General features: G+C 62.6%; 23 protein-coding genes and 1 tRNA gene. 13 read left to right on the forward strand and 11 right to left on the reverse strand.

The features are described from left to right. The first annotated feature begins 165 nt into the window (after positions 1–165). The 4 genes from folE to Q4P21_RS01865 all read left to right on the forward strand — a co-directional run bounded on the left by folE (position 166) and on the right by Q4P21_RS01865 (position 3879). Complete coding sequence (gene folE, locus Q4P21_RS01850) at positions 166–774, forward strand: GTP cyclohydrolase I (RefSeq protein ID WP_303387167.1); 609 nt, start codon at positions 166–168, stop codon at positions 772–774. 79 nt (positions 775–853) lie between these two features. Further along, entirely contained in the window at positions 854–2104 is a 1251-nt protein-coding gene (locus tag Q4P21_RS01855) for an NAD(P)/FAD-dependent oxidoreductase (RefSeq protein ID WP_303387168.1), read from the forward strand. An 8-nt stretch (positions 2105–2112) separates the two neighbouring features. After that, a complete protein-coding gene (gene folP / locus Q4P21_RS01860; RefSeq protein WP_303387169.1) occupies positions 2113–3069 on the forward strand; it encodes a dihydropteroate synthase in 957 nt (318 codons plus the stop codon). Between the two features lie 39 nt (positions 3070–3108). Further along, positions 3109–3879, forward strand: coding sequence for a pyrimidine reductase family protein (locus Q4P21_RS01865; RefSeq protein ID WP_303387170.1), 771 nt, complete (start codon positions 3109–3111; stop codon positions 3877–3879). Here the strand turns inward: Q4P21_RS01865 and Q4P21_RS01870 are convergent. Beyond that, positions 3876–4556: a hypothetical protein gene (locus tag Q4P21_RS01870; protein WP_303387171.1), complete on the reverse strand. Its 681-nt coding sequence runs from the start codon at positions 4554–4556 to the stop codon at positions 3876–3878. The genes Q4P21_RS01865 and Q4P21_RS01870 overlap by 4 nt on opposite strands. 74 nt (positions 4557–4630) lie before the next feature. Further along, entirely contained in the window at positions 4631–5554 is a 924-nt protein-coding gene (locus Q4P21_RS01875; protein WP_303387172.1) for a diacylglycerol kinase family protein, read from the reverse strand. Between the two features lie 153 nt (positions 5555–5707). On the opposite strand from Q4P21_RS01875, the gene Q4P21_RS01880 reads away from it, so the two are divergent. The 3 genes from Q4P21_RS01880 to Q4P21_RS01890 are packed head-to-tail and all read left to right on the forward strand — an operon-like array spanning position 5708 to position 8079. Next, positions 5708–6703, forward strand: a complete 996-nt coding sequence (locus tag Q4P21_RS01880) for a J domain-containing protein (protein WP_303387173.1) — start codon at positions 5708–5710, stop codon at positions 6701–6703. 46 nt (positions 6704–6749) lie between these two features. Next, positions 6750–7223: a tRNA (cytidine(34)-2'-O)-methyltransferase gene (locus Q4P21_RS01885; RefSeq protein ID WP_303387174.1), complete on the forward strand. Its 474-nt coding sequence runs from the start codon at positions 6750–6752 to the stop codon at positions 7221–7223. Positions 7224–7275: 52 nt separating this feature from the next. Next, a complete protein-coding gene (locus tag Q4P21_RS01890) occupies positions 7276–8079 on the forward strand; it encodes a class I SAM-dependent methyltransferase (RefSeq protein ID WP_303387175.1) in 804 nt (267 codons plus the stop codon). Between the two features lie 126 nt (positions 8080–8205). On the opposite strand, the gene Q4P21_RS01895 is transcribed toward Q4P21_RS01890, so the two are convergent. The 4 genes from Q4P21_RS01895 to Q4P21_RS01910 form a co-directional block, all read right to left on the reverse strand. Next, positions 8206–8952 (reverse strand): hypothetical protein, encoded by a 747-nt coding sequence (locus Q4P21_RS01895; RefSeq protein ID WP_303387176.1) that lies wholly within the window; start codon positions 8950–8952, stop codon positions 8206–8208. Between the two features lie 397 nt (positions 8953–9349). Then, positions 9350–10318, reverse strand: a complete 969-nt coding sequence (locus Q4P21_RS01900) for an electron transfer flavoprotein subunit alpha/FixB family protein (protein ID WP_303387177.1) — start codon at positions 10316–10318, stop codon at positions 9350–9352. A 10-nt stretch (positions 10319–10328) separates the two neighbouring features. After that, positions 10329–11153, reverse strand: coding sequence for an electron transfer flavoprotein subunit beta/FixA family protein (locus Q4P21_RS01905; RefSeq protein WP_303387178.1), 825 nt, complete (start codon positions 11151–11153; stop codon positions 10329–10331). Between the two features lie 255 nt (positions 11154–11408). Then, positions 11409–13103 carry a S1C family serine protease gene (locus Q4P21_RS01910; protein WP_303387179.1) on the reverse strand — a complete coding sequence of 565 codons (1695 nt, stop codon included), beginning with the start codon at positions 13101–13103 and terminating at the stop codon, positions 11409–11411. 278 nt (positions 13104–13381) lie between these two features. Between Q4P21_RS01910 and Q4P21_RS01915 the strand changes: the two genes are divergently transcribed. The 6 genes from Q4P21_RS01915 (at position 13382) to Q4P21_RS01940 (ending at position 19647) form a co-directional block, all read left to right on the forward strand. Then, positions 13382–15415, forward strand: a complete 2034-nt coding sequence (locus tag Q4P21_RS01915) for a TPM domain-containing protein (protein ID WP_303387180.1) — start codon at positions 13382–13384, stop codon at positions 15413–15415. Between the two features lie 149 nt (positions 15416–15564). Then, a complete protein-coding gene (locus tag Q4P21_RS01920) occupies positions 15565–16341 on the forward strand; it encodes a PspA/IM30 family protein (protein ID WP_207343858.1) in 777 nt (258 codons plus the stop codon). A gap of 139 nt (positions 16342–16480) precedes the next feature. Next, positions 16481–16891 (forward strand): molybdopterin-binding protein, encoded by a 411-nt coding sequence (locus Q4P21_RS01925; RefSeq protein WP_303387181.1) that lies wholly within the window; start codon positions 16481–16483, stop codon positions 16889–16891. After that, on the forward strand, positions 16888–17736 hold the full coding sequence (gene modA, locus Q4P21_RS01930) for a molybdate ABC transporter substrate-binding protein (protein WP_303387182.1): 849 nt from the start codon (positions 16888–16890) through the stop codon (positions 17734–17736). Before Q4P21_RS01925 ends, modA begins: the two co-directional genes overlap by 4 nt. After that, a complete protein-coding gene (locus tag Q4P21_RS01935; RefSeq protein ID WP_303387183.1) occupies positions 17714–18586 on the forward strand; it encodes an ABC transporter permease in 873 nt (290 codons plus the stop codon). Before modA ends, Q4P21_RS01935 begins: the two co-directional genes overlap by 23 nt. After that, positions 18583–19647: a sulfate/molybdate ABC transporter ATP-binding protein gene (locus Q4P21_RS01940; protein WP_303387184.1), complete on the forward strand. Its 1065-nt coding sequence runs from the start codon at positions 18583–18585 to the stop codon at positions 19645–19647. The genes Q4P21_RS01935 and Q4P21_RS01940 overlap by 4 nt, the downstream gene beginning before the upstream one ends. Before the next feature lie 91 nt (positions 19648–19738). Here Q4P21_RS01940 and Q4P21_RS01945 read toward each other — a convergent pair. The 5 genes from Q4P21_RS01945 to Q4P21_RS01965 form a co-directional block, all read right to left on the reverse strand. Beyond that, positions 19739–19815 (reverse strand) — tRNA-Met (locus Q4P21_RS01945). 176 nt (positions 19816–19991) lie between these two features. Further along, on the reverse strand, positions 19992–20768 hold the full coding sequence (locus Q4P21_RS01950; RefSeq protein WP_303387185.1) for an enoyl-CoA hydratase: 777 nt from the start codon (positions 20766–20768) through the stop codon (positions 19992–19994). Between the two features lie 67 nt (positions 20769–20835). Further along, positions 20836–21873, reverse strand: coding sequence for a 3-hydroxyisobutyrate dehydrogenase (gene mmsB, locus Q4P21_RS01955; protein ID WP_303387186.1), 1038 nt, complete (start codon positions 21871–21873; stop codon positions 20836–20838). 17 nt (positions 21874–21890) lie between these two features. After that, positions 21891–22943: an enoyl-CoA hydratase/isomerase family protein gene (locus Q4P21_RS01960; protein WP_303387187.1), complete on the reverse strand. Its 1053-nt coding sequence runs from the start codon at positions 22941–22943 to the stop codon at positions 21891–21893. A gap of 18 nt (positions 22944–22961) precedes the next feature. Then, a complete protein-coding gene (locus Q4P21_RS01965) occupies positions 22962–24098 on the reverse strand; it encodes an acyl-CoA dehydrogenase family protein (RefSeq protein WP_303387188.1) in 1137 nt (378 codons plus the stop codon). Positions 24099–24158 lie beyond the last annotated feature (60 nt).

A 24158-nucleotide genomic window follows, 5' to 3' on the forward strand; every position in this document is an offset into this window, starting at 1 on the left:
CTGCACGGGCTGATTCATGACTAGTGGCCTCTGTGCTCTCTTGCCATGTCACATCGGCGGCACTGGCCGCCTATGCCTGACAGTTCGTTGTTTATGACATGCTTGCTTGACGCTTTGAGTCTGCGCTTCTAAAGTCAATAATACAATCTTTAGAAAGGGTTGGATATGTCCCTCTCCAGTGCAGCGCTGCCTGACTTGCTCACCTTTGAAGACTCGGAACCGTTGACACTCCCGTCCACGATCGACCTCCCGAGAGCCGAAGCAGCCATTGCCGAGTTCCTCCGGGCACTGGGCCGTGACGAAACCAACCCCCACCTTTTGGACACTCCCCGCAGAGTGGCTGCCGCGTATGCCGAAATGCTCACCCCGCGTGAAACTTCATGGACCACGTTCCCCAATGAGGACGGATACCAAGGTCTTGTGCTGGTGAAGGACATTCCCTTCCATTCACTGTGTCAGCACCATCTGTTGCCGTTCCGGGGCGTGGCCCATGTAGGCTACCTGCCCGGCGACCGGCTCTTTGGGCTCTCAAAGCTGGCCCGCGGCGTCGAACTCTTCTCCCGCGATCTCCAAGTGCAGGAACGACTTACCCAACAAATCGCCGATTGGCTTGAGAACACGCTGGCCCCGCGCGGGGTGGGCGTGGTCATGGAGGCCGAGCACACCTGCATGTCGCTGCGCGGCGTACAGACCTCCGGTACCCTGACGCGCACCTCAGTGTTTACCGGCCTGTTGTCCGACGCCGGCCCCTTACGCGAGCAGTTCCCCCACTAGCACTTTCACCATGCACTTCGGTGCCGTAGGCCTACATTCATATAAGAGACACAAAATTTCCAAGGAAAGAGTTTCGATCATGAGCGAATCAAGCACACCTTCCGCCGCAGACGCAGGAATGGTCATCATCGGTGGCGGCCTCACCGCAGCCACCGCCGCCGAAACCCTCCGCAAGGAAGGCTTCACCGGCCCTGTCACGATCGTGGCCGACGAGCCGGAAATCCCCTACCAGCGCCCTCCCCTGTCCAAGGGGTTTTTGGCTGGCAAGGAAGGCGAGGACGCCCTGTTGCCGCTGCCTGCAAGCTGGTACCCGGAGAACAACGTCACGGTTCTGACCGGCACGGCCGCCACCACCCTTGACCCCGCCGCCCACACGGTTGGCTTGAGCAACGGCACCACACTGCCGTATGCCAAGGTGCTCCTGGCAACAGGTGCCGCCCCGCGCCACATCCCGTTTCCCGGCGTCGACCTCAAGGGCGTTTACACGTTCCGGACCAAAGCAGACAGCCTCGCCATGAAGGAGCTCTTCACCGGGGGCGGCAAGAACGTGGTCATGATCGGCTCCGGTTGGATTGGCATGGAAATTGCCGCCACAGCCACGGAGCTCGGCAACAAGGTGGCGTTGATGGGCCTTGAGGACGTGCCGTTGTCGGTGGCAATTGGCAATGAGCTCGGCACGGTGTTTGCCGACCGCCACAAGGAAGCAGGCGTGCAGTTTGTGCTCCCGGCCAGCGCCGCTGAAATCCAGGGCACCGACGGAACCGTCACCTCCGTCCTGACCACCACCGGGGTCACGCTGCCCGCGGACATTGTCATTGTGGCCGTCGGTGTGGTGCCCAACGTTGCGTTGGCCAAGGACGCCGGACTCACCATCACCAATGGCATTGAGGTCACCTCGAGCCTGCAAACCTCGGCTGCTGACGTGTTTGCGGCGGGCGACGTTGCCAACGCCATGCACCCCGTCACCGGCGCCTACGCCCGCTCCGAACACTGGGCCAACGCGATTGCCAGCGGAAAGGTCGCAGCCAAGTCCATGCTGGGACAGACCGCCGTGCTCGATGACATCCCCTACTTCTACACCGACCAGTTTGACCTCGGCATGGAATATTCAGGCTTCGGCGCGCTGACCAAGGATGCCGAAGTCGTGGTCCGTGGAAGTCTGGAGAAGCGCGAGTTTGTGGCGTTCTGGGTGTTGGAAGGACGCGTGGTGGCCGGCATGAACGTCAACATTTGGGACGTTCAGGACGGCATCAAGGCACTCATCTCCTCCGGCCGCACCGTCGACACGGCCAAGCTGGCTGACCCGGAAACCCCGCTGGAAGATATTTGATAGTGGGTATGACCACTTCCGCCCCTGCCACGGCAGCCCCGTTTTACACGCCGCCGCTGCTCCACCCAGTTCACCGGTTCGGCACACGCACCATCGATTTCAGCCGGCAGGTTGCGCTCATGGCCATCATCAACAGGACCCCGGATTCGTTTTACGACGCCGGTGCCACGTTTGCCCTTGACGCTGCGGTTGCCGCGTCACTGGCGGCCGTGGACGACGGCGCCGACTGGGTTGACATTGGCGGGGTGCCGTTTGCGCCGGGGCCGGCGCTGAGCGCCGGGGAGGAAGCGGACCGGGTGGTGCCGGTTATCGCTGCCGTGGCTGCCGCCAGCGACGTGATCATCTCCGTTGACACGTTCCTGCCGGAGGTGGCAGCCCTCAGCATTACCGCAGGGGCCACCGTCATCAACGACACCACCGGGTTATCCAATCCGGAGCTGGCATCCGTGGTGGCGGAGTCCGGTGCGCATTTGGTCATTACGCATTCATTGGCCAGCCCCCGCACCGTTTATCCGCACCCGCACTATGAGGACGTTGTCGCCGAAGTGGCCGGTTTTCTGGCCCGGAAGGTGGAACTGGCACTCTCACTGGGCGTTCCGGCAGATAAAATCATTGTCGATCCGGGGCACGACCTCAACAAAAACACCCTCCACACGCTGGAAATCACGCGCCGCTTCAACGAGATTGCCGCCCTGGGCTTCCCATCACTGGCGGCAGTCTCCAACAAGGACTTCATCGGTGAGACCCTCAACCAGGCCAAGGACGAACGTCTTGAGGGCTCGCTGGCGGCCGGAGTGGTGTGCATTCTCGGTGGGGCCCGAATTCTGCGCATGCACAACGTGGCGTCGGCGAAGTCGGCCATCGGCATGACTGAGGCGGTTCTTGGGTGGCGCGCGCCAGCGTACCTCAAGCACAACATGGGCGACGCCAACTACCCTGCGCCATCCACCAGTTCAGCCAGCTAGTAAGAGCTGCACCCAACGATTTAGCAGAGGACATCCCCCATGCTTGAGAGAATCTTCCCCGACCCTGCCGTTCTCTCTGCGTCGGCCTTGGAGCACGAACTCCTGGCGCCGCCCCCAGAGCGCGGGCGCGCCGGAACGCCATGGGTGAGTTTCAATTTCATCTCCAGCATTGACGGTGCCGCCTCCGTGGAAGGCCGCTCGGGACAGTTGGGCAACGCCTGGGACCAACGCATTTTCTCCCTGCTGCGGCAAAGTGCCGACGTCATTGTGGTGGGTGCCCAAACCATCAGGTCCGAAGGCTACGGAGGCGAGCTGCTGAGCAAGACCGCACAGAAATGGCGGGAGGAGAACTGGCTCTCTGCACACCCTCCCTTGGCCATTGTCTCCGGAACCTTGAACTTGGACGCCGGTCTGGAAGTCTTTCAGAAAGCTCCGGTACGGCCACTTATTTTGACGCTCGAATCAGCCCCCGAGGAGCGCCGGGAGGCACTGTCCGAGGTGGCTGAGGTCATCACGGTGGGCACGGACTCCTTGGATGTCGCGCTCGTCATTTCCGAGCTTGCCGCACGGGGTTTCACCCAGCTTCATTCCGAGGGCGGGCCAACATTGCTGGGCACGTTCGCCGCAGCCGGAAAAGTGGACGAGCTCTGCTTGACCATCTCACCCATGCTGGTGGGAGGCTCGGCAGGGCGCATCGCGAGCGGTCGCGCCGTCGAACCGTCAACAGTAGCCGCGGGCATGACGCTGACCCGCATCATGAAGGCGGATTCCATGCTTTTCCTGCGCTATGTGCGCCCCACCGTGGGCTAGTTCGACGGCGGAGCGACCGACAATTTCTCCATCACCGCAGGCGTCGTGGAAGCCAGCAGCGCGTCACTGGGGCATGCCAGGGTGACCAGCAAGCCGGTGTCCGCAGTGCCGAGCATCCGCGCCCACACCGTGCTGGCCATGACACCCTTGGCTGCCTTGGTGTTGAAGGCCAGAAAAGCAATCGTTGGCCCGGGCTTGCCCGCATCGGCAACCCACGGCAGCGCCGCCTCCGTCAGTGTCGAATCCATGACGGAGGGAATCAGGTATTTCAGCAGCGCTGTGGAAGACGCTTTGTCGTCACCCTGCGTGATGAGCGGGCCCTGGTTCGTGGTAGTCCAATGGGCCAGCTGGCAGCCGGCGTCGTTGCTGTACTGTGTCTGGCCGGCTACGTTCTTTTTCAGTATTTTCCAGTCAGGCGGGCCGGGCGTTTGTGCATAGTCCTGCGGCGGCTGACCCAGGATGTCACTGAATTCAACGGCCACTCCCGGCGAAAGAGTTGCCCCGGCGGCAAACGTCATCGGGGCTGCTGCCACTGCGGCCGCGTCATGGCCGGCCACCACGGTGGGCGGCGCGTAGGTGGGTGGCGGGGTGGGCTGCGCCGTGGTTTCCGGCACGGACGAGGGAATGGCAATGCTGCACCCACTCAATGCTGCGAGCGCCGCAATGGCAAGCCCCACAGTTGCCTTTGCTCGTATCGTTGAGCGTCCCCTTAGATTCACAGGATCCACTGTACCTACCCGTGCTGCCGCCACTAAACCCACACCCGCAGGGCTGCCGGGTCCACTTTGACGGTGGCCGGCAGCGGACCAATCCGCTCCCCGTCAGCGTAGGCCACCAGCCCGGGTGAATCGATGAACACTTCACCCACGCGTTCAATGCTCACCACGCGATGACTGGTGTGCCGGCCGGAGAACACCTTGGGGTAGATGCGCAGGAATTCGAAACGCGACACTGGCGAGACAACGAACAAGTCCAGCTGGCCGTCGTCGCACTTGGCGCCGGGGGTGATTTTCATGCCACCGCCGATGGACACCAAATTGGAAATGGACATCAAGATGGCCCGCTGCCTGCGCACGTCCCCATCCACCACCAGTGAATAGCTCAACGGTTTCAAGGTGGCCAGCTCGCGCAGAATCGCCAGGTTGTAGCGCATGGGCCCGCGCGGCCACCGCCAGCCGTTGGCCCGCTCGTTCACGAGTGCGTCAAAGCCGGCTGACAGCGCGCACATGAACCAAACCGGCGGATGGCCTTTACGCTCTATGCGGCCCAAGTCAACGGTGCGCGGTGCCCGCTGGCAGGCTGCGAGGAAGCGTTCGACGGCGGCGCGCGGGTCATTGGGGTCCAGGCCCAGTCCGCGGGCACCGTCATTGCCGGTCCCGGCCGGGATGATGCCCAAGGGGATGTCCGTGTGGGCCAAGGTGTTGGCGCCAAGGTGGACCATGCCGTCCCCGCCCACCACCACGAGGGCTTGGGCACCGGTGGCAAGCTCGGCGTCGACGGCCTCACGCAGGGCTGCGTAGTCCCGGCGCCGCAGAACACTGACGTCGTGTCCGGCGCTGCGCATATGTGCCACTGCCATCTCGCCGATGCGTCCTGGGGACTTCAATCCCTTCCCGCCAAAGGCTGCCCGGGGGTTGATGGCCACCACGATCCGCAACGGCTCGGGCGCGCTCATCGGAGCGCTGCGCAGCTGCGGTGTGCGGTGGCGGGGACGGTTCTCATGGCACGTGCAATTATGCCAGCGGATGTGCATGACCCGGGGCATTGTGGCCCGGCGCGGGCGGCTAGACTGAGCTTTTGGCACTGCCTGGCTAACGAAAGGTCCCCGGTGGGCGAGAAGTTCCTCACGCATTACCAAGTCCTCGGACTTGCACGCACGGCCACTGAACGCGAGATCAAGATCGCCTACCGCAAGGCGGCGCGGATCGCTCATCCTGACAGGGGTGGGGACCCTGCCTTGTTCCGCCAAATCACGCAAGCATATGAGGTTCTTGTGGACCCGGCACGCCGGCAGGCCTACGACAGGTCCTACGGGGCTGTAGGACGCAGCACCGCCCCGGCCAGCTCAGGTTCACGGGCTGCCGGCGCATCCAGAGAATACTCCGCCCACTCCTCCGCCCGCGCCGCTTCCAACAGCGGTTCCGGCGGCTTCAACACCCGCCGCGCCAATAGCAAAGCTCGTTCCGCGGCAAGTGATCCAGCAGTCTACCTACCGCCGTATGAAGACCTGGCCAGCGGAGAGTCTCCGCTCATGCCACGAAGCAAAGCAGCCCAACCTGTGCATGGTTCCCCGCGGAAGCGCGGACTTTTTGGGGCGTCTTCGCGTCTGGCCCGAGAAGCACGCACGGCACAGTTGATCATGCAACAGGTTCTGCCCGGCATCCCTGCAGCCCGGCTCATCAACGGCCTCACAGCACCTGGCGGCAAAGGTTACGTGGACCACGTGCTTGTCTCCGGCTACCGCATAGCGCTCATCGGTTCCATGCTCGTTCCCAACGGCGCATTCCGCTGGGACGGCAGCACCCTCGTTCACGGCAGCAAGGTGGCTGCCCCTCCCCAGCTGATTCCTGCCGCGAGGGCATTCCAAGAGCTTTTCCCAGAATGCAATGTCACGGCTTGGGTGTGCGTGCACAGCAGTACCGGAAATCTCTTTGAACCTGTCATCGACTATGCCCGGGGCACCGACCCCGACGGGTCCAACACCATCAACGTGGCCAACTCCGCCCGTTTTGTGCGCGAGGCCAAAGCATTCCTGGCCTCCGGCCCCTCCCCCAACGTTGTTGACTTGCACGTTCTGGACAGGCTGCTGGGCGGAATGTACTAGCACCGTCCGGTTCAACCACAGACGTCACTGACGGTAGGATAAAAACGTGTTTCGCATCCTCTTCCTCACCCCCGAGATCCCCGGCAACACCGGCAATGCCATTCGTTTGGCCGCCATCACCGGTGCTGAACTGCACCTTGTTGAGCCACTGGGCTTTGACTTCTCCGACGCCAAGTTGCGCCGGGCAGGTCTTGACTACCACGACCTTGCCGTGGTGACGGTCCACAAGACGTTGAAGGACGCGTGGACTGTGCTGGCCCCGGAACGCGTCTTTGCCTTCACCTCCGATGGTGAAAGCAGCTACACGGACATCGCGTACCAGCCATCAGATGTGTTGATGTTTGGGAAGGAATCCTCAGGCCTACCCGCCGAGGTGAAGCTGGATCCGCACATTACGGCCCGCGTCCGCCTGCCCATGCGACCATCGCTGCGGTCGTTGAATTTGGCCAACGCCGCCTCCATCGCCGTTTACGAGGCCTGGCGCCAAAACGGTTTTGCCGGCGCACAAATCAACGCCTGATAATTTTGGTGGCCTTGTGCCGCCTGACCCATTTCACCCACTGGAGGAAAACATGTCCGCTCGCGATCCTGGCTTGGCATTCACCGATGGCGCACTGCAATTTGAGGCGTGGTCGGACAAGCTGTGGGACCCCATGGGGCGGGATGTGGTGGCAACAGCCGCTCTCCAGGCAGGGGAAAAAGTTCTTGACGCCTGCTGTGGGACCGGGGCTGCAACCATCCCCGCTGCTCACGCCGTTGGCACCACCGGCACTGTCGACGGCGTCGACCTCTCCACTGGACTGCTGCGTATCGCTGCTGCGAATCTGGCCGAAGAAGGTATTTTCAACACGACGTTGACGGAAGCCGATGTGACCGCCTGGCGCGGTCACCGCACGTTTGACGCCGTCCTGTGTTCCTACAGCATGTTTTTCTTCGCAGACATGGAAGCAGGCTTCGAACACCTCGCCTCCATGCTCCGTCCCGGTGGCCGCATAGTCACCAGCACGTGGGTTGAAGGGGCGTTGGAGCCCTTTGCCGGGCGCATCCTGGAAGCTGCCATCAAGGAGCGGCCCCGACTCGCGGGTGTGGTCCCGGAAGCCAACCGGAACATGGCGCGCGTCGCTTCGGCAGAGTTGCTGGCCGCTTGGCTCAGTGCCCGCGGTCTGGAGAACGTGGCGGTTGCAGCGCATCCGCTGACATTGACCGTGGATGACGCCATGGCCTGGAACCTGGTCATGGGCAGCGGCTGGCGCACCCTGCTTCCCCGTGACCCGGAAGCTATTGCCCGAGTCCGCCGCGACTTCATCCATTCCGTGGGCCCACAGGTGGAAATGAACTCCGACGCCCTCATTGGCAGCGGAACCGTACCCGCCTAATTTGCTGGAATTTGCCACACTTTGTGAATAATGCCACCGTTTGCCAGAAATGCCAGGGTTTGTACCGTGGCATTTCCGTCAAACCATGGCATTTTTGTACACTAGGGACGCTTCGAGCCTGCGGGCCTAGATTTGCGGCAGTCCAGCCTGGCGCAGGATGTAAGTCAACCTGTCACGGTTCATCATTTCTTTCCAGTCCCACCTGGTAAATCCCACGCCGTGGGCACGGATCTGATCTTCGCGTTGCTTTTCAGCGATGATTCTGGCTTGGAGTGAAAGTCCCCCACCCCAATCTGACCTGAGGTACTTTCCCATCCCGTCAAATTCAGCCACCACCTGCTGCTCTTCGAACCAAAAGTCAACGAAGGCGTCACTGCCATCGCGCAGCGCAAACCGTTTCTGGAGGACGGGGGCAGGAAATCCCAGCTGCAACATCTTCGCCCGGCTGAGCGACTCACCCGCCGACCCCGACAGCCCAGAAGCAAAGTCGATTACTGCCAGGACTCGTTTCCGGGCAGCTTTACTGCGCAACAGTCCAGCTCCGGCTCGCAGCTCGTCAACCGACAGTGCCGGGCCCTGCGGACAGTCAGTCTCCCATCTCGGCATGTGCCCCGCAGTGTTCACGCCAGGGGCCGTAAATTGGTTGACAATGCCACGGTTTTCGGGGAGGTGCAGGCTTGAGTCGCAGACCGCAACGGCGTAGGGGAAGGAAAAGGTACTGACCAACTGCAATGTTGTGGTGAGTTTGTCGGTGAGCAGGAACGGTCCGCTTTGCCGCACCCCCTTGGACAGGGAACCCACGTGGCGCACCACACTGCAGGTACTGCGCCCACTGGTGGCCACCTCCGTCACAGAGTGCAGCTTTTGTGGCACACCCACAATCCATAAACCCCACAAAAGCGCCGCCGTGGCATGACAAAAAACTGGCTCGTTTTCTGCTGCCTGAGCCAGGGCCAGTGCGCGCAAACCGTATTGTTCCTTCGGCTGAAGCCCATTCCATTCATTTGATCTCACGTAAATACCACGGCGTATGCGAACAATTTCGCCTCTGTGGTGCAGCGTGGCGAGCTTGCGGCGGTCCTGACCAAGCCTGTCGTAGTCCGCCGACCTGAGGAGCCTGGGCGTGTCCATGCCTCAAGCCTTGCACCAGTTTCATGGGCGGAACAGCCGGATCGTGCCAACTGTGGATAACCCCGGGCAGTCCGCATTAAACGATGGGGCTTGTCGGGATCCTGGATCCCCGACAAGCCCCATCACCGTTTGCGCTCGGTTATGCGCGGCGCTTTTTGATCTCTTCGACGGCCTGCGGCAGGACCTTGAACAGGTCGCCCACAATGCCGAAGTCGGCAATTTCAAAGATGGGTGATTCCGAATCCTTGTTCACTGCCACAATGAGCTTCGAGGTCTGCATGCCCGCCTTTTGCTGGATGGCACCGGAGATGCCCACCGAGATGTACAGCGCAGGGGAGACCTTCTTGCCGGTCTGGCCCACCTGTGAAGCGTGCGAGATCCAGCCGGCATCAGTCGCGGCGCGTGAAGCACCCACCGCTGCACCCAGTACGTCGGCCAGCTCCTCCACGGGAGAGAAGTCACCGTCAACACCGCGTCCGCCGGCCACAATGATGCGGGCATCCTCCAGTTCGGGGCGCCCGGAAGCCGCACGCGCGGTGCGTTTGGTGACGCGTGCGCCCAGGCTTGCAGCGGCAAACGCAACCTCAACTACCTCGACGGCGGCAACGGCCGCTTCGCTGGCCAGAGACGCCTCGACGCTGTGCGCCTTGACACTGATGACGGACACGGCCGAGGTGGCCCGTGCCTCAACGGTGTAGGAGCCCGCCAGCACGGATTTGTGCGCCACGAGCGCGTCGCCGTCGTACGTCACGGACACGGCGTCGGTGATGACGCCTGCACTCAACGCAACGCCAACACGGGCCGCGATTTCCTTGCCGGTGGCGCTGTTGTCCACCAACACGGCGCTGGCAGAAACAGCCGCCGCGGCCTGGGCTACAAGGTCGGCCTTCGGCGCAACCAGGAACTCACCCAGTTCAGCCTGCTCGGAGTGCAGCACCCGGGCCACACCGTACGCGCCCAGCTCGGCAAGCAGTTCCGCACTTACCGGACCAGCCACCACGGCCACCGGTTCCCCGGCGCCGCGAGCCAACGTCAGCAGTTGCGCAACGGTGGTGGAAATCTTGCCGGAGGCGTCGAGCTGATCAACATAAACAACAATTGCGGTCATGGAGGGGTCCTTAGATCAGTTTCTGCGCGGCCAGGAAGTCAACGAGTTGGATGCCTGCGTCGCCGGAGTCGGTGATGATGGTGCCGGCCGTGCGCGCGGGGCGTTCGGCAGCGGCACTGACCGTGGTCAGCGATCCGGCAAGTCCGACGTCGGACGCGGACAAGCCCAGATCCGCCAAGGACACGGTGGTCACCTTCTTCTTCTTCGCGGCAATGATGCCCTTGAAGTTCGGGTAGCGCGGGTCGTTGGCCTGATCGGTCACGGAGACCAGGGCAGGCAGGGAGGCCTGGATTTCCTCCGAGTAGTCATCCCCGTCGCGGCGTGCCGTCACGGTACCGCCGTCAACCTCCAGCGCCGAGGCGAAGGTCACCTGCGGCAAACCCAGACGGGCTGCCAACTGGGCGGGAATGATCGAGGTTTCCCCGTCAGTGGAGGCCATGCCGGTAATGACAAGGTCCACCGGGCCGAGCGTTTTGATGGCTGCGGCAAGCGCAAGGGAGGTGGCCCAGGCATCGGAACCGGCCAGTGCTTCGTCGTTGACGTGCAAGCCTTGGGTGGCGCCGATCTGCAGCGACTTTTTCACGGCCACGGCGGCGGACGCGGGGCCCAGCGTCAGGGCCGTCACCACGTTGCCGGCCTTCGCTCCGCCACGGGCGTCAGTCAAGGCCAACGCGGCCTCCAACGCGTATTCATCCAATTCGGAAAGGATGCTTTCGCTGCGGTCGATGGTGTGGGCGTCACCGATCAGGTGACGGTCAAATTGCGCATCTGGCACGTACTTCACGAGTACCACAATGTTCAGTGCTGAATTTTCCACTGCTGTCCTTTGTGTCATGGACGGATGGTGCGCAGCTCCCCGTCCCCGTGTCGGGGCGGGTGCGGCGGGTTCGCCCTTGGCCTACCCCAACAGCTTAGTTCGAAGCTGCCATGGCGTGTATCCACTGGGTCGATTCTTTACTCGTGGCGAACAAGCCGACCCTGAAACTGCGCGAAACCGAGTATATTCAACGGCACATCACACAACAAAAGTCCCCTTCCTGCCGTTGAAATACGGTGGCCGAAGAGGACTCTTGTTGGTGCGTTGCGGCAGTTAGCTTGCCGGCATGGTGTCAAGGGTGACATCCACCGACTGGGCTGCTCCGTTGCGGGTGAAGTTGATCTTCACCGTGGCGCCACCTGGCTGCTCACGGACCGCTGCCGTGAGACTGGCCGGATCGGTGATGCTGCGATCACCGAGTTGCGTGATGACATCACCCTCTTGCAGTCCTGCCTTGGCGGCGGCACTTCCGGCCGTCACATCCTGGATGGTGGCGCCCGTCGAGAAGGTGCTGCCCGTTGTGCCTGCGGACGTGGCGCTGACGCTGACACCCAGCTGGCCGTGAGTGGCCGTGCCGGTCTTGATGATCTGCTGCGCCACCTGCTGGGCGTGGTCGATCGGGATGGAGAAGCCCACACCGATGTTGCCGCTCTGGCTGGAAGAGCTGGAGGAACTGCCAGTCGAGGCGATGGCCACGTTCACGCCCACCACCTGGCCCTCCGAGTTGACCAGCGCGCCACCGGAGTTGCCGGGGTTGATGGCTGCATCGGTCTGGATCACATTCAGGTTGACAGTGCCCTGTGCCGCAGTGGCGTTCTGCTCCCCGCCTGGAGGCGAGAAGCGGAAGCCGTTGCCGCCGTCGGACGGGGTTTGTGAGGAGTCGCTTGGCGTGGTCGGTACGGCTGAGGATGCCACCTGAATGGTGCGGTTCAGCGTGGAGACAATGCCGTCTGTGACCGTTCCGTTCAAGCCCAGCGGTGAGCCGATCGCAATGACAGTGTCACCAACATTGATCTTGCCCGACTGGCCCAGGGTTGCCGGAACCAGATTCGGGGCGTCAATCTTGACCACGGCAAGGTCGGAGAGCGGGTCTGTTCCCACGATCGTGGCCTTGTAGACCTTGTTGTTGCTCAACTGCACCTCGATGTCCGCGTGTGCCGCAGCGCCGTCAAGAGTCACCACATGGGTGTTGGTTAAAATGTGGCCCGCAGTGTCCAAGATGATGCCCGACCCGGTACCGCCGGAGTTGCCGCTGGTGGCGGAAATGGTCACAACGGACGGCATGGCCTTTGCTGCAGCCGCGCTGACCTGGTTGACGGAGGTGGGGTTGTTGATGACAAGTGGCGCGCTTTGCTGGCTTGAACTGGCCACCGTGTTGTTGCCCTGTTGGTCAAGCAGGAAGCTCGTTCCACCTGCTACCAAGCCGCCCACCAGTGCCGCCGCCAGAACGCTGGCGGAGAACAGGCCCATGCCGACCTTCTTGCGCTGCTTCGGCTTGGCCGTGACGGCTGGTGCCAAGGTGTGGGGGTATGCGTTCGACGCCGGGTACCCCGGTCCAGCTTGGCCCGTCCCCGAGTGGGTGGCAGGGCCGTATGCCTGACTTGAGTGCGCAGGCTGGCCGTACTCGTTGGTGTGTGGCTGCTGGCCCTGCTGGTTGTGGGTAGCAAAGTTGGTGGGAATACGCTCTGTCGGATTCTGCGAGAAAGCCGGGCTCTGGGACGAAGCCGGGCCGCCGTATGCCGGCGCACCATAGCTCGGAGTTCCAGCAGGCGGAGCCGCCGGGGCGCCGTAGCTCGGAGCTGCGTTCTGCTGGGATTCCGGGTTCTGCTGAACATTGGCTTCGGTGGCTTGGATGGCTTCGGTGGGCTGCTGCGTGGCGGCCCGTTCCGGTGTCTGTTCGGGAGTCACGGGAGCCTGCTCGTACTCGCCCTCATTAGATGTGGTGTGTTCGCCGTTGTTCTCTGACATCAGCTTTCCCTTCATTGAAATCCCAAGTGATGAACTCTCTATTGACTTTCATCTTCTCGTTCGCTGCTGATGCATTGACGAACGTTCGCTGGAAGGCAGCTGTGAAGGTTCGTCAAATTCCATTATGTCCCATGCCGTTCAGTTGCGACCTTGCCCCGGCTTGTCCGCACCTGTTCGCAGCGCTCCGGAAATCCGCCCACCAATCAAAACAACGCCATAGTATCGTGTGAAGTGATAAGACCGAATCCTGCAATGGTCCAACATCCAAAAGGTGAGCAATGTTTGCACGTTTAAGGCTGTTTTCCCCCTTTCTGGCGGCGCTGGCGCTGGTAATTCTCATGCTGGGCCCGGCGTCCTTAGCACAGGCCGAACCGCCGGTGACCATCCCCGGTGGTACCTACATCGTTGACAACGCGAATGTGCTCGGCAACCAAAAGGCAGAGGTTCAAAACGCGCTCACGAAATTGAGCAAGGACCACGGCGTTACGCTCTTCGTGGTCTATGTCGATTCCTTTGACGGGCAGGCCCAGAAGACGTGGGCCCAAACAGTCGCCACCGAGAAGAACATGGGCCAGTTCGATGCCCTGCTGGCCGTTGCCGTTCAGACAAAACAGTATGCATTCATTGGCGGCACCAACACATTCCTGACGGCAGCCCAAGGCTCCACCATCCAGTCGAGCGCCATCAAACCCCAGCTCTCCGCTGGAAACTGGGCTCAAGCAGCCATCGACACCGCCGCCGCCTTGGGCGATGCAGCCGGCGGAGGCAAGGGCAACGTCCCCAACCCCACGGGAGGATTCGTGGCGCTGGGAGTTGGGGGCGTCGTCGTCGTTGGTGGTGCAGGCACGGCCCTGTACCTGCGAAACAAGCGCAGGAAATCAGCGGCGGAGGCCACGGAAAAGGGTTACGGAGCGGACGGGAAGCCGCTTGACCCCAACGCCGGCATGACCATTCCGGAGCTGCGCACCAAGGCTGGCTCATTGTTGATCGCCGCCGATGACGCCATCAAGAGCAGTGAGCATGAAGTTGGTTTTGCCCAGGCTTCCTACGGCGATGAGGCCGTCAAGCCTTTTCAGGTTGCTCTGGCCAGTGCCAAAACCCACTTGGCGGAGTCTTTCAAGCTGCAACAGCAGTTGGACGATGAAATCCCCGACACCATTGAAGAGCAACGGCAATGGCTTGGTGAGATCATCAAGCGCAGCGAAGACGCCAACGCAGCTTTGGATGCGCAAAAGACCGCCTTTGACGAATTGCGTGAACTGGAGCGAACCGCCCCTGAAGTACTGGGCACAATCCGCGCCCAGACGCTCGAAGCGCGTGCCGCAGTGGCCGGGGCTGAGCAAAAGCTGACCGACCTGACGGCACGCTACTCCGAGGACGCAGTGGCGCCCGTGCGCGACAACATGGCACAAGCCACCGACCGTCTGGATTTTGTCGACACGGCCGTTGCCGATGCCGATGCGAAGCTGGCCACCGCAGATACGGCAGGCGCCGCGGTGTCCGTCAAAGCTGCCCAGGAAAGCCTCCTGCAGTACAAGGTGCTGCTGGAGGCCATTGGCAAAACGGAGGCGGCCATCAAGGATGCCGCCGCCACCATGGGTACGGCCCTGCCGGACGCACTGAAGGACCTGGAGCAAGCCAAGTCAATGGTTTCTGCGGAACAATTTGCCCGCTATGCACCCACAGTCCAGGCTGCTGAGGCACTGCTCAACGAGGTGCGCACCAACGCTTCAGCCGGCAAACCGGACCCGCTCGCCCAACTGGCGGCTGTGCAGGCGGCACATGGCCAGCTCGATGAACTGCTCACCGGCCTGCGCAACCAACAACAGCAGGCACTGCGTGCACAGGCTGCACTGCAGCAAACACTTGCTGGGGCCCAGGCGACCATATCCACGGCTGAGGATTTCATTGCGGCACGTCGCGGAGGGGTCGGTTCGGCTGCCAGGACTCGATTGTCCGAGGCCCAACGCAACTTCGACTACGCAGTTTCCATTTCTGAGTCCGATCCTGCCAACGCGTTGACGTATGCACAGCAGGCCCAGCAACTGGCCAAACAGGCCATCCAATATGCCCAAAATGACGTGGACCGCTTTGGTGGTGGAGGCCGTGGTGGCTATGGTGGCGGCGGTTCCATGGGTGGCGGGATCGGCGGCGCCGTCCTTGGCGGCATCATCGGCGGCTTGCTCTCCGGAGGTGGAGGAGGCTTTGGCGGCGGTGGGGGTTTCGGCGGGGGTGGCGGTGGCGGCGGCGGCTTCGGTGGAGGTGGAGGCGGTGGCGGCGGAGGTTTCGGCGGCAGCGGCGGCAACTTCTAAGCAGTCACTGACCCGGCGAAGATTGCGAAGCAAGTCGGCAAGGGCAACAATGGGAGGGGTCCCTAGGGTGTTAGGCACTCCTGGACGTCCTTGGCAGCACCCATCGAGATTTTGTACTGATAAAACCAGCAAATATAAGGGGATAGAGAATGGCAAAGCAGTCAATTTTTGGCCGGATCGCGCAGTTGGCCAAGGCAAATATCAACGCCCTGTTGGACCAGGCCGAGGATCCACAGAAGATGCTTGACCAGATGGTGCGTGATTACAAGGCCAGTATCAATGAAGCTGAATCGGCTGTAGCGCAGACCATCGGTAACCTGCGCATGCTCGAGGATGACTACAACGAGGACATCAAGTCCGCACAGGATTGGGGTTCCAAGGCACTGGCTGCCAGCCGCAAAGCCGACGAATTCCGTGCTGCCGGCAATTCCGCCGATGGGCAGAAGTTCGACAACCTGGCCAAAGTTGCCCTGCAGCGCCAAATGTCCTCCGAGAGCGAGGCCCGCTCTGCTGAACCCCAAATCGCTGCGCAGACCGATGTTGTCGACAAGCTCAAGACCGGTTTGCAGCAGATGCACGGCAAGCTGGACGAGTTGGCCAGCAAGCGCAACGAGCTGATCGCCCGTTCGAAGACGGCCCAAGCCCAGACCCAGGTCCATGACGCGCTCAAAAGCATCGACATCATGGATTCCACCAGCGAAGTCAGCCGCTTTGAGGAAAAGATCCGCCGCGAAGAAGCCAAGGTCCGCGGTCAGAACGAACTTGCCGCCTCCAGCCTGGACGCACAGTTCAACTCCTTGGAAGACTTGGGCGAACAGACCGAGATTGAAGCCCGGCTGGCCGCTTTGAAGAGCGGCAGCGCCCCGGCGCAGGCCGCCATCAACGCCCCCGACACCGTGGATGAGACCGAGTTCGACAAGCTGTAGTTCACCTTTGGGTGCCCCGCGCAGCATCTGCTGTGCGGGGCACTTTTTTGTGCAGTCCCCGCGGAACAGCACGTTCAAACTTCTCATCTACCAATGAAATATAGTGAAAATTACGCAGATGCAGATATAGCATGGGGCTATGGCACATATTCGAGTATCTGAAGCAGCTCGTTTTCTGGGTGTCAGCGGCGACACCGTACGTCGTTGGCTCGAGAACGGAACGCTGCATGGCAGCAAGGACCAGCAGGGCCGAATGGTGGTCGACGGCGTTGAGCTGGCTGCGCTGGCCAAAAAACAGTCCGCGCCACCCCAGGATCCTACGCGTGTTGGCAGTTCAGCCCGGAACCGCTTCGTAGGGCTCGTGACCACCATAGTCATGGACAAGGTCATGGCGCAGGTTGAGTTGCAATGTGGTCCGTTCCGGGTGGTGTCACTGATGAGCAGTGAAGCCGTCAGGGACTTGAAGCTTGAACCGGGTTCGGTGGCCACCGCGGTTGTTAAATCCACCAACGTCATCATCGAAGTACCCAGCGATGGGAGCCACTCATGACACTGTTCAACAAATCAGCGTACCCAAAACGCCAACAGCTGCGGCTTGGCGCCTTTGCTGCTGGCACCTTGGTGCTCGCCATGAGCCTGTCCGGTTGCGGGCCGGCCGCGACGGGCCCGGGCGCCCCAGGTGCCGAAGCAAACACAACAAGGACTGCAGCAGCCGAGCTCTCCGGCACGTTGAACGTCTACGCGGCAGCGTCCCTGAAGACGACGTTCACTGTGCTTGCCAACGAATTTGAGGCGGAGAATCCCCAAGTCAAGGTGTCCTTGAGTTTTGACGGCTCCTCCACACTTGTCACCCAAATCACCCAGGGCGCCCCGGCCGATGTATTTGCCTCCGCCGACAACGCGAACATGAAAAAACTCAGCGATGCCGGTTTGGCCAAGGACTCCCCCGTCGCCTTTGCCAGCAATGTACTCACACTCGTAGTGCCCCCAGGCAATCCTGCCAACATCACCAGCTTTGCCGACGCCGCCAAGCCCGGCGTAAAGCTGGTAGTGTGCGCACCCCAGGTTCCCTGCGGTGCCGCCACTAAGGCGGACGCCGCCGGTGCAGGCCTGACCTTGTCCCCCGTCAGTGAGGAACTGTCGGTGACAAGCGTTTTGGGCAAAGTCACCTCCGGCGAGGCTGACGCCGGACTCGTTTACGTCACCGATGCCACCACGGCAGGGGACAAAGTCATCAGCATTCCACTGGACTTGGCCAATCCCACAGTCAACCAGTACCCGATAGCTGCCGTCAGCACAACGAAGGTACCGGAATTGGCACAAGGCTTCATCGCCCTGGTCACTGGCACCGAGGGACAAAAGGTGCTGCAGAATGCCGGTTTTGGTGCTCCCTAAAACCAGCCGTCCGGCTGCTCGTGGGCACGGTCGCACTTGGCAGTACACCGGCGTTCCGAGGTGGGTTTACCTCGTTGCGGCGGTGGGGGCCTTGTTCATTCTGCTACCACTGGCCGGGATGGTGGCGCAGGTCAACTGGGGACAGTTTGGGGCGCTTGTCACCTCGGAGTCTTCTGTGGCTGCGCTGGTATTGAGCCTGAAGACAGCTGCGGCCAGCACCGCCCTGTGCATCGTTTTTGGAGTTCCATTGGCACTGCTGCTAGCCCGGGCGCAGTTTTTTGGACAGCGTATTTTGCGGGCGCTGATCCTGCTCCCTCTCGTGGTGCCGCCGGTGGTGGGCGGTTTGGCGCTGCTGTACACCTTCGGCCGCGAGGGCTTGATTGGCAAGTCGCTGACGGTGGTGGGCGTCAATATTGCCTTCTCCACCACCGCCGTGATCATGGCACAGACCTTTGTGGCCCTGCCGTTTTTGGTGCTCAGTCTGGAAGGCACGCTGCGCACGGCTGGTCAAAAGTATGAGGCCGTTGCCGCCACCCTCGGTGCACGCCCCGGCACAGTGCTGCGGCGGATAACCCTTCCGCTGGTGCTCCCCGGGCTCATTTCGGGGGCAGTCTTGTCCTTCGCCCGTTGCCTGGGCGAATTTGGCGCCACGCTGACATTTGCCGGCAGCTTGCAGGGTGTCACTCGGACCCTGCCGCTGGAAATCTACCTGCAGCGTGAGACCGACCCCGAGGCCGCCGTCGCCCTGTCATTCCTACTCATCGCCGTCGCCGTGCTCGTGGTGGCCCTGACATACCGGGCACCGAAGTCCCCGCTGCGCGCCCTCGTGTCGCAGGAGGACACTCCATGACCTTGGAGTTCAACGCCACCATTGCAGCACGCAACGTGAAGCTGGACCTGACCCTCGACGCCGGCGAAACACTCGCCATCATGGGGCCCAACGGTGCAGGGAAGTCTTCCGTGGTGCAAATGTTGGCGGGTTTGCTGAAGCCCGACTCCGGCAGCGCGGTTCTGCAGGGCCGTGCCCTCTTCAGCCTCTCCCCCGGCGCACAATGGCTGCCACCGCATGAGCGTGGGCTCGGTGTCCTGGCCCAGGACCCGCTGCTGTTCCCGCATCTGAACGTGCTGGAAAACGTCGCCTTTGGTCCGCGCAGCCAGGGCCGGGGCAAGGCGGACAGCCGGGTCTCCGCTGCCCATTGGCTGCAGGAAGTGGATGCCTCAGAGCTGGCCACCCGGCTCCCATCCCAGCTTTCCGGTGGCCAGGCACAGCGTGTGGCACTGGCCAGAGCCCTAGCCACCGAACCGGAGCTATTGCTTCTCGATGAACCCATGGCAGCCCTCGACGTGAACAGTGCACCATTTCTACGCAGCCTGCTGAAACGTGTGCTGGCGGGGCGCAGCGCCATCATCGTCACCCACAGCGTCCTCGATGCCCTTCTGCTGGCAGACCGCATCATCGTCATGGACGGCGGGCGCATCGTTGAGTCCGGCCCCACGGCAGCTGTGCTGGCTCATCCGCGCAGTGCCTTCGCCGCGTCCCTGGCGGGGCTCAACGTGCTCCAGGGAGTCTTGGAAGCAGGCTCACTGCTTATGCGCGACGGCAGACGGGTTGCCGGCCGCCTCGTTTCCGCGTGCGCGGAAGCACCACAGCCGGCAGGTGGGCTGGAAGGCATGGCTGCGTTTGCGCCGTCGGCCGTGTCTGTGTTCCTGGCACCGCCGCAGGGCAGTCCGCGCAACTGTTTCAAGGTCAGCGTGGGCGAGTTGGAGCCCCAGGGCGAACAGATCCGGGTCCGTGCCGGTGCGCTGTCTGCGGATATTTCCCCGGCAGCGGCGGCGGAACTGGGCCTGCAGCCGGGCACTGAAGTGTATTTTGTGGTCAAGGCCGCCGAAGTGGTGCTCTACCCGGCGTGAATACCCGGCGGAAGTTGGCGGGTTAGCGACGGGAAGATTGGCTGTGGACAACGAAAAACCCCCGGCCGTCTGGCCGAGGGTTTCTCTCATCTGGTTGCGGGGACAGGATTTGAACCTGTGACCTCCGGGTTATGAGCCCGGCGAGCTACCGAACTGCTCCACCCCGCGTTGCGTCCTCAACAGTACAGTTGATTCCACCAAACACCAAATCGATGAACCCTGCAGGACGCCGCCAACAGCAGGTTCCGTGCAGGAACGCACCTTGACTGCATAAACGGACGTTCTTTCCACCGTATAAGCAGTCAAGGTGCGTTTGTGCGGAAAACCCACGTCCAGGTGCCCGGCTAGCGGTGCTTGAATTCGGCCGGACGCTTCTGTGTGAAGGCGGCCATGCCCTCTTTCTGGTCCTCAGTAGCGAAGCAGGCGTAGATGGAGCGCCGTTCCATCCGGATACCCTCGGCCAGAGTTGTTTCGAAGGCTGCGTTGACGGCTTCCTTGGCGATCATGGTCACCGGCTTGGACATGGAGGCGATGGTTGCCGCTGTGCCCATCGCATCTTCCAGCAGCGAGTCAAGCGGAACCACCCGGGCCACGAGCCCGGCTTGTTCAGCTTCCAGGGCGCCCATAACGCGTCCGGTCAGCACCATTTCCATGGCCTTGGCCTTGCCAATGGCCCGGGTCAGCCGCTGAGAGCCGCCCATGCCGGGGATCACGCCAAGCTTGATCTCGGGCTGGCCGAACTTGGCATTGTCCGCGGCAATGATGAAGTCGGCGATCATGGCCAGCTCGCAGCCACCACCCAACGCATGCCCGGCCACGGCCGCGATCATGGGCGTGCGGACGCGTGCCAGCTCATCCCAGACGGAGAACCAGTTGGCCGAGTACATCTCCACAGCCGACTTCTGTGCCATCTCCTTGATGTCCGCACCGGCGGCAAAGGCTCGTGAGGAGCCTGTGATGACAATGGCCCCCACACCCGCATCCGCGTCGAAGGCCTGGGCTGCGGCCAGGATTTCGTGGCCCATGCCGTCGCTGAGGGCATTCAGCGCCTCGGGCCGGTTCAGCGTGATGAGGCCGACCCGGCCACGTTGTTCGGTCAGGATCAAGGAAGGCTGCGTCATGGTGGAGGTATGTTCCGTTCGCGGGGTTGAAGAGGTGGAAGAAGGCCGGATAAGGGAATGCGGACGCCTAATCCGTGTCGGCGTGGTCTGTGACATCGTGGTCTGGGTCGGCACTGGCCATGCCTGCACTGTCAGAGGCGTCCCGGATGGCGTTGATGATGCCGGAGAAGTCCGTGCCGGCGCCGCCATGCAGGGCAAACTCGCGGAAGATCTCTTCGGCGGACCGGCCCAGCACTGCATCAACTCCCGTGGAGTTCAGCGCCTCTACTGCCAGCCCAAGATCCTTGGCCATCAACGCCCCGGCAAACCCCGGCTGGTAGTCACGGTTGGCCGGGCTGCCCGGCACGGGGCCAGGGACGGGGCAGTTGGTGGTCAGCGACCAGCACTGCCCCGAGGCGTTCGCGGCCACATCGAAGAGAGCGTCATGGGTGAGTCCCAGCTTCTCCGCCAGCACAAATGCCTCGCTGACGGCAATCATGGAGACTCCGAGGATCATGTTGTTGCAGACTTTCGCTGCCTGCCCCATACCTGGTCCGCCACATAGCACGATGCGCTTTCCCATGACCTCGAAGAGCGGAAGCGCTGCGGCAAAGTCCTCCTGTGCACCGCCCACCATGAACGTGAGTGTTCCGGCCTCGGCACCCACCACGCCTCCGGAGACCGGTGCGTCCAGACCGCGGTGGCCGCTGGCGACCACCAGCGAGTGGGCTGCCCTGGCGTCCTCGACGGAAATCGTGGAGCATTCCAAGAACAGCGCTCCCGGTTTGGCCGCGGCCAGCACCCCTCCTCCGGGGCCCTCGCCTTCAAACGCGGCAAAAACATGATTCCCAGCCGGGAGCATCGTGATGATGACGTCGGCCCCGTCCGCTGCGGCGGCTGCAGAGGCCGCGACCACAATTCCGGATGTCTGTGCTTCCGTGAGCGCTTCCGGCACCACGTCGAAGCCCGTTACCGGATAACCGGCCGCCACCAAGTTCGCGGCCATCGGCCCGCCCATGTGGCCCAGACCGATGAAGGCAACCTTCCCCCCGGTCCCGCCCGCTGCTTCACTGCCTTTCGCTTCGCTGTCTGCCGTCGCTGAACTGCCCGTCGCTGAACTGCCCATGGCCGTTTCCTTTCACATCATTTCTGCGGCGCGGACAAAGCCAGTTCGCGCTCACCCAAACCGGCGAATGCCTCCGCCACGACATCGGCGGAAACCTCCGCCAGCGTGGCCGGCGACCAGGCCGGATTCCTGTCCTTGTCCACCAGCTGTGCCCTGATGCCCTCGGCAAAGTCGGGCCAGCGCAGCGCTCTCAAGGAAACCCGCAAGTCCTGATTCAAGCCTTCCTCCAGCGACGGCAGAGTCCGTGCCCGTCGCAGCGCCGCCAACGTCACTGTCAGCGCCGTGGGTGACCTGCCGGCCATCGTCTTCGCAGCCGCCTGCGCCGCCGGATCGTCAATGCGTCCGAGCCGCTCCAGGATGGTCTCGGCGCAGTCCGGGGCGTACGCCTCATCAATCCACCAGCGCTGGTGCACCAAGGCGGACTCCGGCGGCTCCTGTCCCCAACGTGCGACGACGGCGGCCGCCTTGCGCTCGGATAGTTCGGCTACCAGCGCGGGAAGTGACTCCGAGTCCACGAAGTGGTCAGCCAGTCCCATGGCGATGGCGTCCGCACCGCTGACCATGGTCCCGGTCAGGGCAGCATGGGTGCCCAGTTCCCCGGGTGCGCGGGAGAGCAGGTGCGTGCCACCGACGTCGGGCACGTAGCCAATGCCGGTTTCGGGCATGCCCACCCTTGACCGTTCGGTGACCACCCGGTGCGAGGCATGGGCCGAGATTCCCACGCCTCCACCCAGCACCACCCCGTCCATGAGGGTCACAATGGGCTTGGGATAGCGTTTGATACGGGCATTGAGGCGGTATTCGGCACGCCAGAACGCTTCGCTGGCGTCTCCTTCACCGGACACGGCATCGTGGTAAATCGTGACGACGTCGCCGCCGGCACATAAGCCCCGCTCGCCGGCACCTGAGATGAGAACTGTTTCAACGCCGTCGTCCGCCTCCCACTGATCCAGCGCGTCGGCGACGGCGGTGATCATTGCGGCATTGAGCGCATTCATGGCCCGGGGCCGGTTCAAAACCAGGTGGCCCAGGTGGCCCGTGCGCTGGACAAGGACGTCATTGTTCTCCATGAACCCATCAAACACTGCTTAGCGCTCCACCGCCAGACGACCCACGATCAGTTGCATGATTTCATTGCTGCCTTCAAGTATTTGGTGCACACGTAAGTCACGGACCAGCTTTTCCAGCCCGTATTCGCTGAGGTAGCCGTAACCGCCATGCAGTTGCAGGGCCTGGTCGGCCACATGGAATCCGGCATCCGTGGCGACCCACTTGGCCATGGCACACAGTTTGACGGTGTCCGGGGCGCCGTCATCCAACGCCCGGGCAGCCCGGCGCAGCATGGTCCGGGCGAGCTCCAACTCCGTGTCCATATGCGCGATTTCAAACAATAGGTGCTGTTTCTCAATGAGCGGGCCGCCGAACGCCTGCCGTTCCTTCAAGTAGGCGATGGACTTTTCCAGCGCAGCCCGGCCCCCACCCAGTGAGCAGGCACCAATGTTGACCCGCCCGCCGTTGAGTCCCTTCATGGCGATGCCGAACCCGTCACCCTCGGCACCCAGCCGGTTGGCCTGCGGGATGCGGACGTTGTCAAAGAACACTTGGCGGGTGGGTTGGGCGCGCCAGCCCATCTTCTTTTCATTCGCGCCAAAGGACAGCCCGGGAGCATCGTGGGGAACCACGACGGCGGTGATGCCGCGGCTGCCTAAATCGGCGGTGCGGACCATCACCAGATACCAGGCCGAGGCGCCGGCACCGGAGATGAACTGTTTCGTGCCGTTGATGAGGTAGTCCTCGCCGTCGGCCACGGCCCGGGTGGTGATGGCGGCTGCGTCGGAGCCCACGCCCGGTTCGGACAGGCAGTAGCTGCACAGCTCCGTCATGGCGGTGATCCCGGGTAGCAACCGGGCACGCTGTTCGTCGTTGCCGAACGCGTCAATCATCCAGGCCACCATGTTGTGGATGGAGATGTAGGCGGCAATGCTGGGGTCCACGGCGGCCAGCTCTTCAAAGATCAAGGCAGCGTCCGTGCGGCTCAGGGCTGAGCCGCCAAAGTCCTCCGATACGTAGATGCCGCCCATGCCCAGTTCCCCGGCGCGGGCCAGGACATCCACGGGAAAGTGCTTCTCCTCATCCCACGCTGCGGTGTGCGGGGCAAGCTCGACGGCGGCAAAGTCGCGCACCATCTCCACCACCGCCTCTTGGTCCGGTGTCAGGTTTTCCACGATGCCTCCTGGTTTGCTTGTTTACTTGTTTGTCCCCCGCCCGGCATCCGTGCTCCGGTC

The organism is Arthrobacter sp. (assembly GCF_030540645.1).
Classification (GTDB): Bacteria; Actinomycetota; Actinomycetes; order Actinomycetales; family Micrococcaceae; genus Specibacter.

Coding starts and splice junctions, on each gene's coding strand:
- Q4P21_RS01875 (WP_303387172.1), bottom strand. CDS start 5,554: ATGAGCGCGCCCGAGCCGTTGCGGATCGTGGTGGCCATCAACCCCCGG.
- Q4P21_RS01890 (WP_303387175.1), top strand. CDS start 7,276: ATGTCCGCTCGCGATCCTGGCTTGGCATTCACCGATGGCGCACTGCAA.
- Q4P21_RS01940 (WP_303387184.1), top strand. CDS start 18,583: ATGACCTTGGAGTTCAACGCCACCATTGCAGCACGCAACGTGAAGCTG.
- modA (WP_303387182.1), top strand. CDS start 16,888: ATGACACTGTTCAACAAATCAGCGTACCCAAAACGCCAACAGCTGCGG.
- folP (WP_303387169.1), top strand. CDS start 2,113: ATGACCACTTCCGCCCCTGCCACGGCAGCCCCGTTTTACACGCCGCCG.
- Q4P21_RS01935 (WP_303387183.1), top strand. CDS start 17,714: ATGCCGGTTTTGGTGCTCCCTAAAACCAGCCGTCCGGCTGCTCGTGGG.
- Q4P21_RS01920 (WP_207343858.1), top strand. CDS start 15,565: ATGGCAAAGCAGTCAATTTTTGGCCGGATCGCGCAGTTGGCCAAGGCA.
- Q4P21_RS01905 (WP_303387178.1), bottom strand. CDS start 11,153: ATGACACAAAGGACAGCAGTGGAAAATTCAGCACTGAACATTGTGGTA.
- folE (WP_303387167.1), top strand. CDS start 166: ATGTCCCTCTCCAGTGCAGCGCTGCCTGACTTGCTCACCTTTGAAGAC.
- Q4P21_RS01915 (WP_303387180.1), top strand. CDS start 13,382: ATGTTTGCACGTTTAAGGCTGTTTTCCCCCTTTCTGGCGGCGCTGGCG.
- Q4P21_RS01960 (WP_303387187.1), bottom strand. CDS start 22,943: ATGGAGAACAATGACGTCCTTGTCCAGCGCACGGGCCACCTGGGCCAC.
- Q4P21_RS01910 (WP_303387179.1), bottom strand. CDS start 13,103: ATGTCAGAGAACAACGGCGAACACACCACATCTAATGAGGGCGAGTAC.
- mmsB (WP_303387186.1), bottom strand. CDS start 21,873: ATGGGCAGTTCAGCGACGGGCAGTTCAGCGACGGCAGACAGCGAAGCG.
- Q4P21_RS01865 (WP_303387170.1), top strand. CDS start 3,109: ATGCTTGAGAGAATCTTCCCCGACCCTGCCGTTCTCTCTGCGTCGGCC.
- Q4P21_RS01900 (WP_303387177.1), bottom strand. CDS start 10,318: ATGACCGCAATTGTTGTTTATGTTGATCAGCTCGACGCCTCCGGCAAG.
- Q4P21_RS01855 (WP_303387168.1), top strand. CDS start 854: ATGAGCGAATCAAGCACACCTTCCGCCGCAGACGCAGGAATGGTCATC.
- Q4P21_RS01950 (WP_303387185.1), bottom strand. CDS start 20,768: ATGACGCAGCCTTCCTTGATCCTGACCGAACAACGTGGCCGGGTCGGC.
- Q4P21_RS01925 (WP_303387181.1), top strand. CDS start 16,481: ATGGCACATATTCGAGTATCTGAAGCAGCTCGTTTTCTGGGTGTCAGC.